The organism is Haematospirillum sp. H1815 (genome assembly GCF_012102705.1).
GTDB lineage: Bacteria > Pseudomonadota > Alphaproteobacteria > Rhodospirillales > Rhodospirillaceae > Haematospirillum.
In genome coordinates, this window is record NZ_JAAVTA010000005.1 from 142,597 (window position 1) to 157,697 (window position 15,101).

Genomic DNA, 15,101 nt, shown 5'->3' on the forward strand with positions numbered 1-15,101 from the left:
CTGCTATGACCGGGTATGCGCCGGACAGCGGATGATGGTTTCAATGGCTTGGGCCAGGGCATCGAGAGCAACAGGATCTGTAAGAAGGCTCCAGTGGTTCCCCTGGACTGGCAGGACAGGGGCAATTCCAGCGGGCCAGACGGGGAGATACTGCCATTCCGGAGGCACCTCTGTGGCCGTAATCACCAGGCTTGGTGGATCAACAAAAGGTGTGGGTATGTCTTGCATCGCCGTACGATGGGCCTGAACCATGGTAGCAAAACGCTGGACCAGTGCTTGCTCCTGCTTGTGGTCAAGATCGGCTTCCTGGATGCCCAGCAAGGTCATCAAGACAGACGATGTTTCCGGGGCAGCCGGCATGCCAGAGGGATCGGGGCGGCCGGGGGCAAAGGCACCGACAGGTGGTGGATCCAACAGAACAGATCCGGCAACAGAAAGACCATCATCTTTCAGGGCGGATATCAGGCCGGGAATGGCCAAGGCACCAAAAGACCACCCGCCCAAATACAGGGGACATGAACCCAAGCCAGAAGATAACTGGCCAATCACCCCCCTGAAATACTGAACAAGATCAGGCAGGGTGCAAGCCGGCTGTTCACCCTTGGCAAGCCCCGGTGCCCGCAGGGCTGTCACCGCTATCGTAGCGTCAAGCCGTGCCGCCAGAGGCGCAAAAAGAGTGGCCATGCCATCACTGCCGGGCAGCAGGATCAAGTGTGCTTTTACGTCCCCGCCCGTCTTTAGATGTAAGACAGCCGGTAAATTATCAGGCTCCAACAATGGAACAGCACCAGATTCATGCAGTGCGACCGCAAAATCACGCAGAACCGGATTTTCGAACAAAAGACGCAGCGTTGGAGTACCACAGCCCATCGTTCGCAGCGTGCTGATCAAATGCGTGGCCAGCAGACTGTCTCCTCCTGACAGGAAGAAATTATCCCCGGGGCCGGGCATATTACCCAGAATATCCGCCCACACCGTGGCAATGGTCTTTTCAAGGGGCGTATACGCGGCATCCGCTGAACAGCCTGCCGTAACAGATGGTACCAGCAAGGCCAATGCCTTGCGATCTACCTTGCCATTCAGACCCAGCGGGAACCGGTCCAGAACAATAAAAGACGATGGCAGCATGCCGGGAGGCAGGTATTCCGACAATTCACGCACCAAGGCAGACTGATCGAGGGAAACAGCCCGGTCGGGAGTACGGGCAACAAAAACATGCTGGCCAGCCCAGGCTGCACCACCGTCGCAAACACAGGGGACAAGGAAACCTGCGTCTTCCAGAACGCGACACCAAGTTTCCGCATCAACCAATGGCCGACCATCATCGCGGCGGAAGTCCGTGAAATGGCCAAATCCTTCAAGAAAACCGGCTGTCATCAGCTGCAACAGGTTGTGTCGTGTTGCCTCGCGCAGGACCAGGAGCCCGCCCGGCTTCAACACCGAACGAAGGTTGGCAAGGGCTACCGGAATATCACGCACATCGTGCAGAACATTGCTGGCTACAACGATATCCGCACTGTGCTCTCCCAGCCCCGCAGAAGATGGGGGCCTGGAAATATCCCAGCATGTTGTACGCAGAAACGAGCAATCAGAGAAACCGGAGCGGGAGTGATCCAGAAAGAAGGGCGAGATATCTGTAAACAGATATTCACTGCGCCCCGGATCCAAGGCAGGCAGAACATGGGCTGTTGTTCCACCGGTTCCGGCACCAACTTCGATAACGGATACAGTGGAATCAGGGGCCGCATCTGCAAAAGCACGAACCGCTGCGGCAACCATCATCCCATAAGGAGCTGACAAGGGATTATGGCGGTAAAGATCACCCGCCAAGGCACTGTCCCCACCGGGAAACAGAACTTCAACCGGATCAAGGTGGCCATCCAGAAGTTCGTCACAATGCGCAATACACGCCTCGACCCAGTCCGTAATCCGGAAATTCTCAAAGTCAGCCTCTACAAACTTTAAGTCTTGTAGTAATGCCTGCCCGGCATCAGGATCGCACCGCAAGGGCCGCAGGACTGAGAAGCTGCCAGCATCTACCTCTACCAGTACATCTGCCGCAACCAATGCCTTGATCCACTGTTCCAGAAGACCGGCATAACGCTCGGCAACACCACTGCGGCGCATGATCTCTGGCATGGTTAGCGGAACAGGACCGTCAAACACATTCCGTCGGGCCAGCACTGTTTCCATCACAGACAAAGCCAGACGATCCCCTGCAACACCAAAAGCTTTTGCGCAGGCCTGGATATCAGGGCCAAGACCGGGAACCGGGACCGACAACGCCTCACATGCCCTTTGATATCGATCCGCCGACAAGGATGGGAGAAGGGAGAATGCAGAATTGGCAGCCGGCACAGGAACAGGGACAACAAAGGCCGTAATACGTCCACCACTGCCGCCAGATACCCCGGGTGTGAAAACAGCGACCGCATCACGAACTCCGCTGGCATGGATCAAGGCAGCCTCAATATCGCCCAGTTCAATGCGCTGACCGGCGACCTTGACCTGATTGTCCTCCCTTCCCAGGAACTCCAGAGTACCATCAGGCCAATAGCAGGCCATATCTCCAGTTCGGTACAGTCGCTCACCTGTTTGTGGGTGTTGTACAAAAGATTGTGCTGTTTTTTCCGGGTCATTCTGATAGCCATCCGCCAGACCAGCCCCGGCAATATAAAGGTCCCCGGCGACATAGTCCGGTCGATCCCGCCATCTTCGGTCAAGAACGTGGTAACGCTGGTTGGACAGCGGGAACCCATAGGGAATGGAACGCCACGCCGGATCAACATTCTTGATCTCGAACCAGTTGGACCAGATCGAAGCCTCCGTCGCACCACCCATGGCAATAATACGGACATCGGGAAACAAAGCCCTCAACCGCCCCGGCAGGCCAACCGGAATCCAGTCACCGGACAGAAGAACAAGGCGCAGACCCCGGGGTGTTTGCGCCTGTCCCTTTTCCAGCACATCAACCAACAGCTCCAGAAGGGCCGGGACCGTGTTCCAGATCGTCACACAATGACGATCCATCAGGTCAGCCCAGTGCAGGGGATCAAGGCGCTGGTCTTCATCTGGAAGAACCAGTGCCCCACCCGCCCCCAGAACACCAAAAATATCGTAAACAGACAGGTCAAAGGCCAGAGATGAAAGAGCAAGAACCCGGTCGTGTGGACCAACACCAAAGCGATAACTGATATCAGCCACGGTGTTGGCAGCAGCCCGATGACTGATCATAACCCCCTTGGGTATTCCGGTTGATCCAGATGTATAGATAACGTAGGCCAGATCTTCTGGTTGACGCAGCTGACACACAGGTAGACGACCCGGCCTGGGAATAACGGGAAGAGAGGGATCAAGACAACGCATATGATTGGGCACAGCATACTCTTGATGACACAGCACAAGCTGCACACCCGCACTGTCAAGAACCTGTGCCAGACGGGCCCGTGGCGTATCAAGTGCAACAGGCACATAGATTCCACCGGCCTCGAGGACAGCCAGAACGGCAATAATTTGTTCCGGGCCTTTCGGCAGAACAACCGCCACAGAATCGCCAGGCTCTATGTCCAGACAAGCCGCAAGTTGTTCCGAACGCTGCAACAACGTCGCATAGTCAAGACACTCCGCTCCATGGAACAGAGCAGGTGCACACGCTAAAAGGCTGTTCTGGTTCTGTCCATGCTCAAAAACGGGGTGATGAAGAAGGAATGGCTCGAACGGCGTATCGGTTGCATTCGCGCTCTGGCGTGGCTCCAACTGGGCCGCTGTCAGCAAAGAACCAACAGGCTGCGGCCAGGCCTGTTCAGAATCAACCAGAGAAGCCAGAAGCCTGTCATAGGCATCCATCATGCCCTCGACCAGCCCCGGCGGAAAAAGGTCTTCGATAACAATCCAGTTCCAAACCAATTCGCCACGCCGCACCATAACCTGGTGATCAAGCCAAACCTGCGGTGTTGCCGTTTCTAGGCATATTGGCTCGCCAAGCAACGCCCCTTCCCGTTCCATATCAGCCAAGTGATCAATATCCATGCCAAGCAGGCTGGTAAAGACCACCGGCATGCGTCCGGCATCCACAGTTCCGGACAAACGCGACACATCACGCATGACATCAACACCGGAGTAGACCCGGTGCGCCAGTCCGCCCCACATCTCCTTCTGTATATGTTGGGCCCGCTCATAGAGGGATTTGTTCTCGGTACAATCAACCGTGACCAGAAGGACCGAGGTAAAATCACCGACCAGCCGCATCACATCCGGATGCAGGCGTTCGCGGTTGAAATGCGTCAGATTGACCGTAAAACGGGGAGACCGTGACCAGTATGCTAGAACTTCAGAGAATACTGCCAGAAGGACAGCGGATCCGGTCAAGCCATGCTCTGCCGCACGATGAACAAGGCGTGACCAAGCCTGTGGGGCCAAGCTCCGGATGTGTCTGCGGAAGCGTGGGAAAGGAAGGGATACAGGCGCGACAGCAAGGGGAAGATCAGGAGGAGGTGCCATATCAGGAAGACGCTGAAGCCACCATGAGCGGGCCTCATTCCAGGCCGGCGTCCCACGTCTCTTCTCTGTTGCAAGAACATAGTCACGAAATGAAAAAGAAGGCGGCGGGTCAACAGGCATCCCCGCATACAAGCGCTCAAGATCCGCAAGAAATACGTGGAAGCTCTGGACGTCAAACATCAAGAGATCAATATCAAGATGCAGATGAAAGCAGACATCCGAAAGCCGGGTAACACGCATCTCGAACAATGGCCATGTCCCTGCATCCAGAACCTGGCGGGACATCCTGTCACGCGTCATGGATACAGCTTGGTCAGCCTCCTCTGTGCCAAGGCTATCAACCATTACTGTATACCAAGGCACTTCGGGCAGAATACGCTGGCGTCCATCAGATTGGATGATGGCACGCATCATATCGTGACGCCGAATAACCTCGTTCCAAGCTTTTTCTAGCCTTTGCACATCCAATGCGCTCAAGGCCCATTCAAAATAAACATGACAGGCCACATTCCCCAGTTCCAAGGAGCTGCTGCGACCAACCCAATAAGCGTGCTGGATATCGGTCAGGGGGAAAGGATGGTGGCGTTCGTTATCATCTTGGCCAGCACTCCTGACGGCACAACCTTCCCTCATCACCGCAACATGTTCCAACATCACCAACGCTCCCGGGTACAAACGCCGTACAATCACGGACGGTGTACATGACGGCATGTTGGCACCAATCTCTATTGCGATTAGTTATCAATGCATCGCAATCGGGACTAAAAGAGTTTTCTGATAAAACACCCAGCATTTTTCTGCCCTGTTTGCAGAGGGCTAGGGTATTATAGAGATCGGAAGACACAATGCACGATTCAGGCCACATTGGCTCCAGAGCCATGCCACCCCGGTGCGGATGCAAGGGCAGACCAAAGATTATTGTATACGCCTACGCCACCAATCAACTCTGAATGAGATCCACGTTCGACAATGCGCCCACGATCCATGACCAAAATCTGGTGTGCATTGCATATTGTCCACAAACGATGTGCAATAACCAGAACAGTTCTGTTATGCACAAGATCTTCCAGCGCCTCCTGTATAAGGCGCTCATTCTCAATATCCAGTGCAGACGTCACTTCATCCAGGACAAGAATTGGGCTGTCCTGCAGAAAGGCCCGGGCCAAAGCAATGCGCTGCCTCTCTCCCCCAGACAGTGCCGCACCGGCGCCGGTAAGGACCGTGTTGTAACCATCAGGCAATCGCATGATAAAATCGTGGCAGCGCGCTGCCCGGGCGGCCTTGACTACATCATCATCACAGGCATCCAGTCGGCCTGCACGAATGGAATCCGCCACCGTTTCCGTAAACAGGGTTACGGTCTGGGACACAACAGAAACAAGGCCATACAGCTGCTGATCCGGTATTACCGCCAGATCAACACCACCGATCATGATCTGCCCACAGGCAGGCTTATACTGCCGGGCCAGAAGCCGGGCCAAGGTGCTTTTCCCGGAACCCGTCATGCCAACAATAGCCGTCACCGTATTAGCAGGAATTGTAAAATCAAGATCAACAACTTGGCCCACGACATTGAGCCTAGCCTGATCTAACTTGTCAGCATACGAAAAGTTTACATTATGGAAAGCGATATCGGTACAATCAATGGGATGGGAATCCCCGCTCACCTCATCCGACGGCGCATCCAGAATAAGCATGATGCGCTCCATTGCAGCTTCCATCTGGCGGACAAGCGCGGAAAACTCCATGAGATTTGCCAAAGGGCCGAGCAAACGCAGGGAAACCAAGAAAAAGACAGGCCAGACTGCAAGCTCCAGTGTTCCTGCCACCACAAAATAGGCACCGCCCGCCAAAACCAGAATACAGCCAAGCATCAAGACAGACGGAAAGGCGATCATCGGCCGCACAAAGGACCATGTCAAATCTTGTGAACGATCACGAAATGACCCAATAGCTTGATAACAGCGCGCCTCGCTGTCACTGGCCAACCCAAAAGACTTGATAACGGCAATACCACGAATAAACTCGATCAGTCGGGCATTCATGGCAGACTGGGCCTGCACGTAACGTTGCGTAGCCCGACGCAGGGTACGATGACCAAGAATCAAGACCGGTATAGACAACCCAATACCAAAGAGCAGCGCCATACCCATGCGTATGTCCAGAAACATCAAGGTAGAGAGCGCGACAACAGGCAACGTCATGGCCGTGACAAGGCGCGGGATTACAAGCCCGGGAACCTGCTCGATCGTCACCATATCCTGCATCACGATATGAGCCAGTTCACCGGAATCATGCTTGTTGAACCATGACAGAGGCAAAGACGGTAATTTTTTTGCGATCCGGATACGCAGATCCGCCGTCATGTTCAGGCCCGCGCCATAACCATACAAGCTCCCAAGATGGGATAACGCCCATTGTAACCCGTAAAGAGCCGCAAAAATAGCAACTACAGACATCACAGCCGGCATCGTGTCCAGCGCATAGGGTAACCATGATACAATACGCTGATCTTGCATCAGGGCCATAACCACCAAGCATGCCAAGCCGACCGGAAGTGCCGCAGCCACGCTTTCAAAGATCTTGAACAGAATGGAACGCACCATCGCGCCTCGCTCCACACCGGAAAGGTTCAAGATACGCAGCAAAACCATCATATCGGCTCTCCCGTTCCTCATGATGCAGCCATAGTCCCTGCCGAGATTCCAAGAGGCCTTTCTCCATCCATGGACTGGCATCCAAGTGACCAGGACAGGTTACGACACTGCAACGCCCAAAGCCGGCTGTAGAGCAAAGAACAACCAAGGAGTTGCTCGTGCGTCCCGACAGCATCTAGGCGACCATCGGACAACAAAGCAATTTTGTCACAAGCCGACACACTATCCAGCCGATGCGAGACAACCAGAATTGTCTTGCGTCCAGCCAATTGATTGACAGCCTGCTGAATCAGCGCCTCGTGAACCGGATCAACATGGGACGTTGCCTCGTCCAGAATCAGGACCGGAGTATCACGCAACAAAGCGCGGGCCAAGGCAAGCCGCTGCCGTTCCCCCCCTGACAAACGAACACCATTTTCACCAATAACGGTATCAAATCCTTCGGGAAGCTGCTCTATGAAGTACAAGGCATTAGCCGCCCTTGCAGCGGCCAGAATGGCATCATGAGAGACATTTCTCATACCTACGGCAATGTTGGCCGCAATCGTATCGTTGAATAAAAAGATATCTTGGTTGATAAGCCCGATACACAGCGCCAGTTCCTCCGGGGTGAAGGTATCAAGACCCCGACCTGCCAAGGAAATATGTCCAGATGTCGGCTTGATATGACGAACCAGAAGCCGGACCAGAGATGTCTTCCCCGCACCGGATACACCAACCAGTGCAGTTGTCTGATTCGCTGGTATCTCAAGGCTTATGTCACGTAACAGGACTTCCCCTTCTGTCTGAAATCCCACAGCCTCAAGATTGAAGCCACATGAAGGAACAGACGAAATATGGTGCGTGCTTTCTGTCGTAAGTTCTGGTTCTTCCAAAATCCGGGTAATAGCCTGTTCAGCCTTGCTGACCCGCAGAAAGACCTCTCCATACAAGACAAGTTTGGTCAGAGGAGCGCTGATGCCGGTTGCGATAAAAACGGCAAGCAGCACTGTTATCGGCATAATGCCTGCGTGCAAGACCAGCCAAATTCCTGTAGGCACAACAAAGAGCAGGGATGCGCCGGTTGCAACAGAGAAAAACGCCCACGGGCCAAGCCACTGCTTCTGCCAAGATACAGCAAAGTCACGAAACGCGCAGACATGATTGCGAAAAACACAAATGCTCCGCAGACCACGACCCCCTGTTTTCAGGGCATCAATACCCTGTAGGTACTCGACGGCTGCCGCATTGATCGTTCCCAGAAGACGAAAGTACTGGCTGATCTTTCCGGAATGCCCCCGCATCATCAAGGCATTGGCCGTAACAGCCAAGGGAACAATGCCACATGCCGCAACGGACAAACGCCAATCAATCACTGCCAGAAAGACGAGAGCTGACAAGGGTGCCAACAGGGCAGAAACCATATCAGGGAGCTGATGACTGAGAAAAAGCTCCAGAGCCTCAACATCTTCATTGACCAACCGCTTAAGGGTCCCCGTCTGCCTTGACGAAAAGAAATCAAGTGGTAAACGACTGAACTTGCGCAATAAGGCATGCCTTATCGTAGCCAACGTATCAAAGGCTGCCGCATGGGCAATGCCCGTTGCAAGGCCAGCACACACCGGTTGCAGCACAAGGCAAGAAGCGGCAACGCAAATGCTGATCCAGAAACTCATGGTATGACCAGAAGAAAGAGCTTCTACGGAAAGGCATATCAAAAGCAACGGAGCCAAGGAAAGGGCAACAGAAACTGATGACAGCAGGCAGGCCACAACAAACCGCCACCGAAAACGCCCAGTCAGGCGCAGCAGCCGGATAAAGCTCTTCATGGCCATAGCCAGCCAACCTCCCGCCAGCACAAGAACGAACACAGAAGTGTGCAGCTGAAGTTAGGAGCATTCTAGTGCATTCTGAGCAATCAGAATGCGATCAGGATTTTTTCTCTTCTATAAAATGCTGGCGCCCTGACCATGTATTCACGGGACAGGGCGCACCGCACAAATATTAGTAATAATATTAAGCAATTATAATATATAGTATTTTATTAATTATCGTTACAGGCTCTCATATTTGTCTTTTCCCACGTTTCTACGACAGAAACAGGGTAAAGAATACGGCCACCAATCTTCACATACGCAGGACCAATTCTTTTTGCCCGCCAATTGGCAAGAGTTCCTTTTGCAATAACTCCACCCCACCGAACCAGAAGATCATCAACTGTAAAAAATTCTGAATTCGTCTGCATCTCATATACTCCTCTCCGGGCGGCTACTCATTACGGAATGCCGCACAAAACACACCACTTCTCAAGATAAATAAATGAAGAACCTATTTAATATTAACAATTAAATTAAACTATAATTAATTTTTTAATACAAATGCAATTTTCCCTCTTAAAAAGTAGAGATCATAACTGTTTATAAAGAACAGTCATTCACTCTAATAATGCATGAGACCTATAACAATCAAGATATTTTTTGAAAAAAATGAAAAATTAGAAACTATTAACATTGATTAATGATGGTGAATAAAAGTTACTTACTTTCGTTGGTTGCTCTATTCATAGTCACTTCATTATTAATTCAGCTCTCTCTATAGTAGTCCAGAAATATCATACAATAATACGAAACTCAGGATCATGGTTTATTATATAAAAGTTGCGCAGGAAACGTAGCCATCAATCAAGACTATGCTACAGAGCGACTAGCCTCCAAACCAGACACATAGCCATTACCGTCAAGAGTATGCGTCACACGTGTTATCAGCCATTCACCATCAACACTGTCACGAAACCCCCTGATCTTCAGACGCCCCTCGGCAACAAGGGCACCGTTGCCAGCAAGGGCAAGAGACAATGTTCCCTGCAGGGAACTGGATTTTTCGTGTTCAGCACGGGCTGCCTGTTCGGCGCTGTGCCTGTCTGGATAATGATAACGCAGGCGCCGCACAGGTTCCCCCTCTCCTACAACCACTTCGTAGTCATCAGCAGCCTCCACATCACGATACAATGCAATGACAGATCCAGCTTTCTCGCGCTGACTGAGTGATACGCGCCATGACTTCACGTCTTGCAGCTGTACCTCAAGGATGGGAAGCGGCTGGCCCGTAATGGATATGCCCCGTCCACGACGACAAACAACAAGCGCGCCATCAGCCGGCTTGATAACAAGTCCTGTGTCACGCCCCAGCCGGGTCAGAAGATTGATGTCCGACTCATTGACCTGATCAATATGGGGAATCGGGATTTCATCAATATCCGGCGCAATGGCCGCACGCAGACCATGTTCGCTAGCAATTCCCTCGACAAGGGAGCTCAATCCTGTATCCAATGGCCAAGAACGTGTCTTCTGGGAATAAAGGGACTGCTTTCCCGTCGGTGTTGCTGTTTGTATCGCAGCCTTGGCCCTGATGAAAAGACAGCCCGGGGGACCGGAAAGTTCCATCTCGTCAACGACAAAAAGCCCCATACGAGACAGAGATCCCGTATACCCAAGCCAGACTTCAAGTTCTGCCCCTGATGCTGGCAGAAGAATAGGCTGTAGGGGATCATGATCAGCCAGAACCAGCTCCAGGGTATCACTCTGAAGCCCTGCTTCATCGGTCAAGGACAAGCGAATCAAACGCTGACGAATAAGTGCTGTAATGTCGCTGCTGTTGGCAACAACACGAACATCGGGTCTGTATTTCAGTTCCACAGACGAATGCCTCCTGCAGAGGCGGGCTCGCGGATGTCAGGCAGATAAACGGTCAGCCCTGCTGGCAGGACCAGTCCCCGGTCAGCCAGTCCGGGGTTGGCATCCAGAAGCTGTTCCACACATCGCCCTCGGCGACGGCCGTAATATGTCCAGGCGATCAGATCAACGGTATCACCATCACATGTTTTGTACTGAAGAGTTGTCATCATATTTCCTGAGCTTGAGGCTAAATGTCTGACGTCGCGCAACACCGGCACGAGCAAACGTATCTTGCTGCTCTTCGATGTGTTCTATGACCCATTGCCCCAAAATATGACCCTGCCCATCCAGCAACAGCTGAGGCCTCCCCGCGGCCGCCTGTTCACGCATGGCATCAAGCTGACTGGCTCCGGAAGCATGGGGCTTGGCAAAGGCCTCTGCCGAAAAGCTGGTGCCGGGGGCACGGTGGGATACATGCTTGTGGGTCGGGAAAATCACGCCGTCCAGTGTAAGGGTGTCTTCACCAAGGCCGGTGAACTGCAAGGCCGCCGAACGGCCAATACGATCCTGGGCAGACCAGCGGTATGCAACAGAGCGTCGAAGAGTTTGGTACGCCGCAGTACTGATGCTGAATTGATAAGCACCAAGTTGCATCATGACATCAGACATTCTCAGGCCTCGTAAACCAGTGTGCTGTCATACAGGGCACCCCGGCTGCGCTGTTTCTGCCGACGTTCCATTTCATCAACAATATCCTGCGGGTTATGATAGGGCTGGGCATTGATCGTGATTGTGTTTGCGTTGGTAACATGATGGGTGGTGCTGGTTCCGGATGCAGCTGTTGCAGGAGCTACGCGCCCGATAACCTGTGAAGCGGCGACGGAGCGCTCCAGCTCTGCTGACTGTGAACCCGGCAACGGAGTAGCCGGAAGAATGGGTGGTGCCTGCGTTGCAGGCTCACCAAACCCGAACAGGGTAAACACGGGGGCCAACACATCTGTCAGCCATCTGACCTTTTCCATGACCAGACTGCAAATCGCATCCCACGCTGCGGCCGCACCATCGGACAGCCCTGACCAGAGATCGGAAAAGAACGCGACGACAGGCTCCCAGTGAGCAATCAGCAAACCCGCAGCCAAGGCGATAGCCGTGATAACAAGCCCCAGAGGATTGGCCATCATGGCAATACCAACCGCCCGAATACCCAAGGCAACCATATTCAAAACCGGACCAAGCCCCATCAGGGTTGTTCCGATCACCCGCATGATACCCGTCAACACATTGAAGACCGGGCACACAAGGGTGCCAACCGCACGCAGTACCGCGCATGCATCCGTAAACATGCCAACAACCTTGGCCACCTCGCGAATGGTTGCTACCACTTCCATCAAGGGACGGATCCAGGGCATCAGCATGGAGCCCAGTGCCATGGCAAAAGCGTCAGCTTTGTTGATCAAGCACTGAAGGCGGTTATCCAGCGTATCGAGATCAGCCCCCTGTAAAGACGCCACAGGGGTGACGGCAGCAAGCTGCTCTGTGCGGGCCTGGAGGTGACCGGCACCGGCAGAAGAAACCAAGGCCGACCCCGCCTTGAAAGTATCCGGGTCGGTACCAAAAAGACGCCCGGTGAGCTGCTCCCGACCTGAGGCATCAAGGTCGGCCATAGCTTGGCCAAGATCGCCAAGCACATCGGGAACAGATCGCATCTGTCCGGATGCATCCCGCAAACCGATATCCATTGCCTGCAACAAAGATGCAACATCGGAAGAAGGATCCGCCAGTCCAGAGATAACATGACCAAGAGCCAGGCCCGCTTTTTCGCCCTCCAGACTGGCTTCGGCCAACACACCCAGCATTGCAGTGACCTGTTCCAGGCTGGCACCGCCGGCAACCGCATCCGGGCCAACGGTTGCCAGAGCCTGGCCCAGCAGGGGAACAGCACGTGCCGAATCCCCTGCGGTTTGCACCAGCATGGTTGCCATGCGGGTCATATCCGACGGGTCAACCGGCATCCGGTTCTGGATTGTGGTAGACAGGGCCATTGCATCAGCGGGAACCATGTTTCCGGCCTGTGCCATCAGCAACGCCCCGGGTAACGAGGCAACCGCCTGCCCTTCGGCCATACCGGATTGGCCCGCAGCATGCAGGGCCTGCCCGATCTGGACAGGAGACCACTCCCCGGAACGGGCTGTGTCAATGGCCAGGTCAGAGAGCCGCTGCGCCCCCTCGGGACCTGCCTGCATCAAGCGGCTGGTTTCCTGAATGACCGTATCGAAATCAACGGCCCTTTCGGCCCACGCCGAAGACAGCGAGAAGAATCCGGAGACAGCATTTTTCATGACGGATGCAACGCCGGAATCCACTGAGGAGCGCGACGCACCGACAGAGAAACCCGAGGAGGAAGCAGTCCCCCCCTTCACGGCAGCCCGGATTAATGGTGCCGCCTGGGTCATGACCGGCACCTGATCCTGTTTTTTTTTAGAGCTCTTGGAAAAACCGGACTTACCCGGTTCCGGCCCCATATCAGGGGCCGATTCTTTATCACGTGTCACGTTTTGGCAAACCTTCAATCCACCATAAAAAAGTGCTGGTCGGCATGCTGCCGATTTCAGACCAGGACCACCCGGTATGCGAGGCCAGGGCAATAACCCCGGCACGCACATCGACAGCCCTTATTCGGTAAAACCCAGAAAAGCCTGCTGCAACTTTTTGTAATCACGCAGAGAAAGTTGACGAACCATATCGGGGGTGATTTCACACAAATTGGCGATCATGGCGATTTCCTGCCGGGCGGGGCTGCCCTTGACCTCGCTGGCCGCAATCTGGTCCTGTACCGTAGGTTCACGCATGCGTACGGTTGTAACCTCGGTCCCGTCCACCATCAGCGGACGATCCAGAACAATATCAGTCGTTTCACAAGACATAGTATTTTACCAAAATTGGGAGAAAAGACGACCGGGAGGCCGGGAAAACATAGGCGTCCCGACCCATCGGCCAGAAACACCATCAGATCGACAAGGCTTGGCGTACGCCTTCCAGGCGATCCTCGCCGTTGACCTTGCGGATCATGTTGATGACATCAATCTCGTGAACCGGCTGACCACCGTGTTCTTCACGGTAGTAATCCAGTCGCATGGTGATTTTCAGCTCGGCCTTCTGGCCGGGCGTCCAGGCCCCACGGCTGATCTTGGTGATCTTGCCGCGCATGTGGTGCACAACCGGTGTGACCGTACCGTCCCAGGATTCCAGGGCACCTCGTACGGTCAACGGCACACTTTTTCCCTCGGCAACACCGAACAGGGCCAGCACATCGCGGTCGTAGCTGATCAGGCTGAAGCTGGTTTCCAAGGGTTCCATGCCCATGTCCAGCGTTACTGGTACATCCATGCCACCAGCCCGGAAATCCTCGGTGACCAAGGTCAGTTCCGGCGCATTGTATTCGCTGATCTGTCCGGCATAGCCGCGTCCGTCAACGAACAGGTTGATATTTTTCAGAACGTCGCGCGCGGCCATCAGTGAAAGGCCTCCTTGATGTAATCATTGACCAGATGGGAACGGAACGTGATGTGCTCCGCCGGATAGGGAGGGGTGAAATCGAAGTTGAAGTAGATTTTGCCCTGGGTGATGTTGGCCGGGGTATTCAGGTCCGGATCGGCCCAGCACCGCCCGCCCAGCACCGCGCCCAGGTTGGTCAGGGTACGCAGGTAGGCGTTGACGCCTTCGGTGACGTCCTGGACATAGGTCTTGGTGATATTCCGGTCCACAGCCCACATGTGGGCCCGTTGCAGGCTTTCGTTGATCAGGTCGGCGGTACGGCGCACCGACAGGAACGCCCACTTGGGATCGGACGACAGCGAACGGTTGCCCCACAGGCGGTACCCATCCTGACAGATGATGGTGGCAATGCCCTTTTCATTCAGCAGGTTGGCGCGGCTGGCAGTATCACCCAGCTTGAAATCAACCGGGCGGGCGGTGCCAACAATGCCGTTAACCGGCTGGTTGGACGGCGACCACCAGAAACCACGGTCGTTGTCGCCCCGGGCAATGATCCCGGCCACCCGTGCCGAGGCCGGACGCACGACAACGGCGCCGGACCGGTCGAGAACCTTGACCCACGGATCGATCATGTAGACCCGGGTCCCGGCATTCTGTCGCGCATAGGCTTGGGCGGCCTCGTCGGTGGTATTGGGGCCATCAGCGACCACAATCGCCCGCAGACGGTCGGCAATGCCTTTCAGCTCGGCCACCACCGGGTTGGCCTGTCCTTCTTCAGCCTGGTGGGTGAAGCCGG

The 15,101-nt window shown here is 54.3% G+C and carries 11 protein-coding genes; all 11 read right to left on the bottom strand.

Annotated elements, in window-relative coordinates:
• Nucleotides 1-3: 3 nt before the first annotated feature.
• Nucleotides 4-5,154, bottom strand: coding sequence for a non-ribosomal peptide synthetase (locus HEQ60_RS06195; RefSeq protein WP_168070643.1), 5,151 nt, complete (start codon nucleotides 5,152-5,154; stop codon nucleotides 4-6).
• Between the two features lie 200 nt (nucleotides 5,155-5,354).
• Nucleotides 5,355-7,157 carry an ABC transporter ATP-binding protein gene (locus HEQ60_RS06200; protein WP_168070645.1) on the bottom strand — a complete coding sequence of 601 codons (1,803 nt, stop codon included), beginning with the start codon at nucleotides 7,155-7,157 and terminating at the stop codon, nucleotides 5,355-5,357.
• 17 nt (nucleotides 7,158-7,174) lie between these two features.
• Nucleotides 7,175-9,007, bottom strand: coding sequence for an ABC transporter ATP-binding protein (locus HEQ60_RS06205; protein ID WP_168070647.1), 1,833 nt, complete (start codon nucleotides 9,005-9,007; stop codon nucleotides 7,175-7,177).
• A gap of 173 nt (nucleotides 9,008-9,180) precedes the next feature.
• Nucleotides 9,181-9,381 carry a helix-turn-helix transcriptional regulator gene (locus HEQ60_RS06210; RefSeq protein ID WP_168070649.1) on the bottom strand — a complete coding sequence of 67 codons (201 nt, stop codon included), beginning with the start codon at nucleotides 9,379-9,381 and terminating at the stop codon, nucleotides 9,181-9,183.
• Nucleotides 9,382-9,823: 442 nt separating this feature from the next.
• Complete coding sequence (locus HEQ60_RS06215; protein WP_209315438.1) at nucleotides 9,824-10,831, bottom strand: phage late control D family protein; 1,008 nt, start codon at nucleotides 10,829-10,831, stop codon at nucleotides 9,824-9,826.
• On the bottom strand, nucleotides 10,822-11,040 hold the full coding sequence (locus HEQ60_RS06220; protein WP_416046635.1) for a tail protein X: 219 nt from the start codon (nucleotides 11,038-11,040) through the stop codon (nucleotides 10,822-10,824). The genes HEQ60_RS06215 and HEQ60_RS06220 overlap by 10 nt, the downstream gene beginning before the upstream one ends.
• Nucleotides 11,009-11,479 (bottom strand): phage tail protein, encoded by a 471-nt coding sequence (locus HEQ60_RS06225; RefSeq protein WP_168070651.1) that lies wholly within the window; start codon nucleotides 11,477-11,479, stop codon nucleotides 11,009-11,011. The genes HEQ60_RS06220 and HEQ60_RS06225 overlap by 32 nt, the downstream gene beginning before the upstream one ends.
• 2 nt (nucleotides 11,480-11,481) lie before the next feature.
• Entirely contained in the window at nucleotides 11,482-13,362 is a 1,881-nt protein-coding gene (locus tag HEQ60_RS06230; RefSeq protein WP_168070653.1) for a phage tail tape measure protein, read from the bottom strand.
• A gap of 120 nt (nucleotides 13,363-13,482) precedes the next feature.
• Nucleotides 13,483-13,734: a phage tail assembly protein gene (locus HEQ60_RS06235; RefSeq protein ID WP_066137167.1), complete on the bottom strand. Its 252-nt coding sequence runs from the start codon at nucleotides 13,732-13,734 to the stop codon at nucleotides 13,483-13,485.
• Between the two features lie 82 nt (nucleotides 13,735-13,816).
• On the bottom strand, nucleotides 13,817-14,323 hold the full coding sequence (locus HEQ60_RS06240; RefSeq protein WP_209315439.1) for a phage major tail tube protein: 507 nt from the start codon (nucleotides 14,321-14,323) through the stop codon (nucleotides 13,817-13,819).
• On the bottom strand, nucleotides 14,323-15,101 hold a 779-nt coding region (locus HEQ60_RS06245; protein ID WP_209315440.1), incomplete at its 5' end, for a phage tail sheath family protein. The genes HEQ60_RS06240 and HEQ60_RS06245, both read right to left, overlap by 1 nt.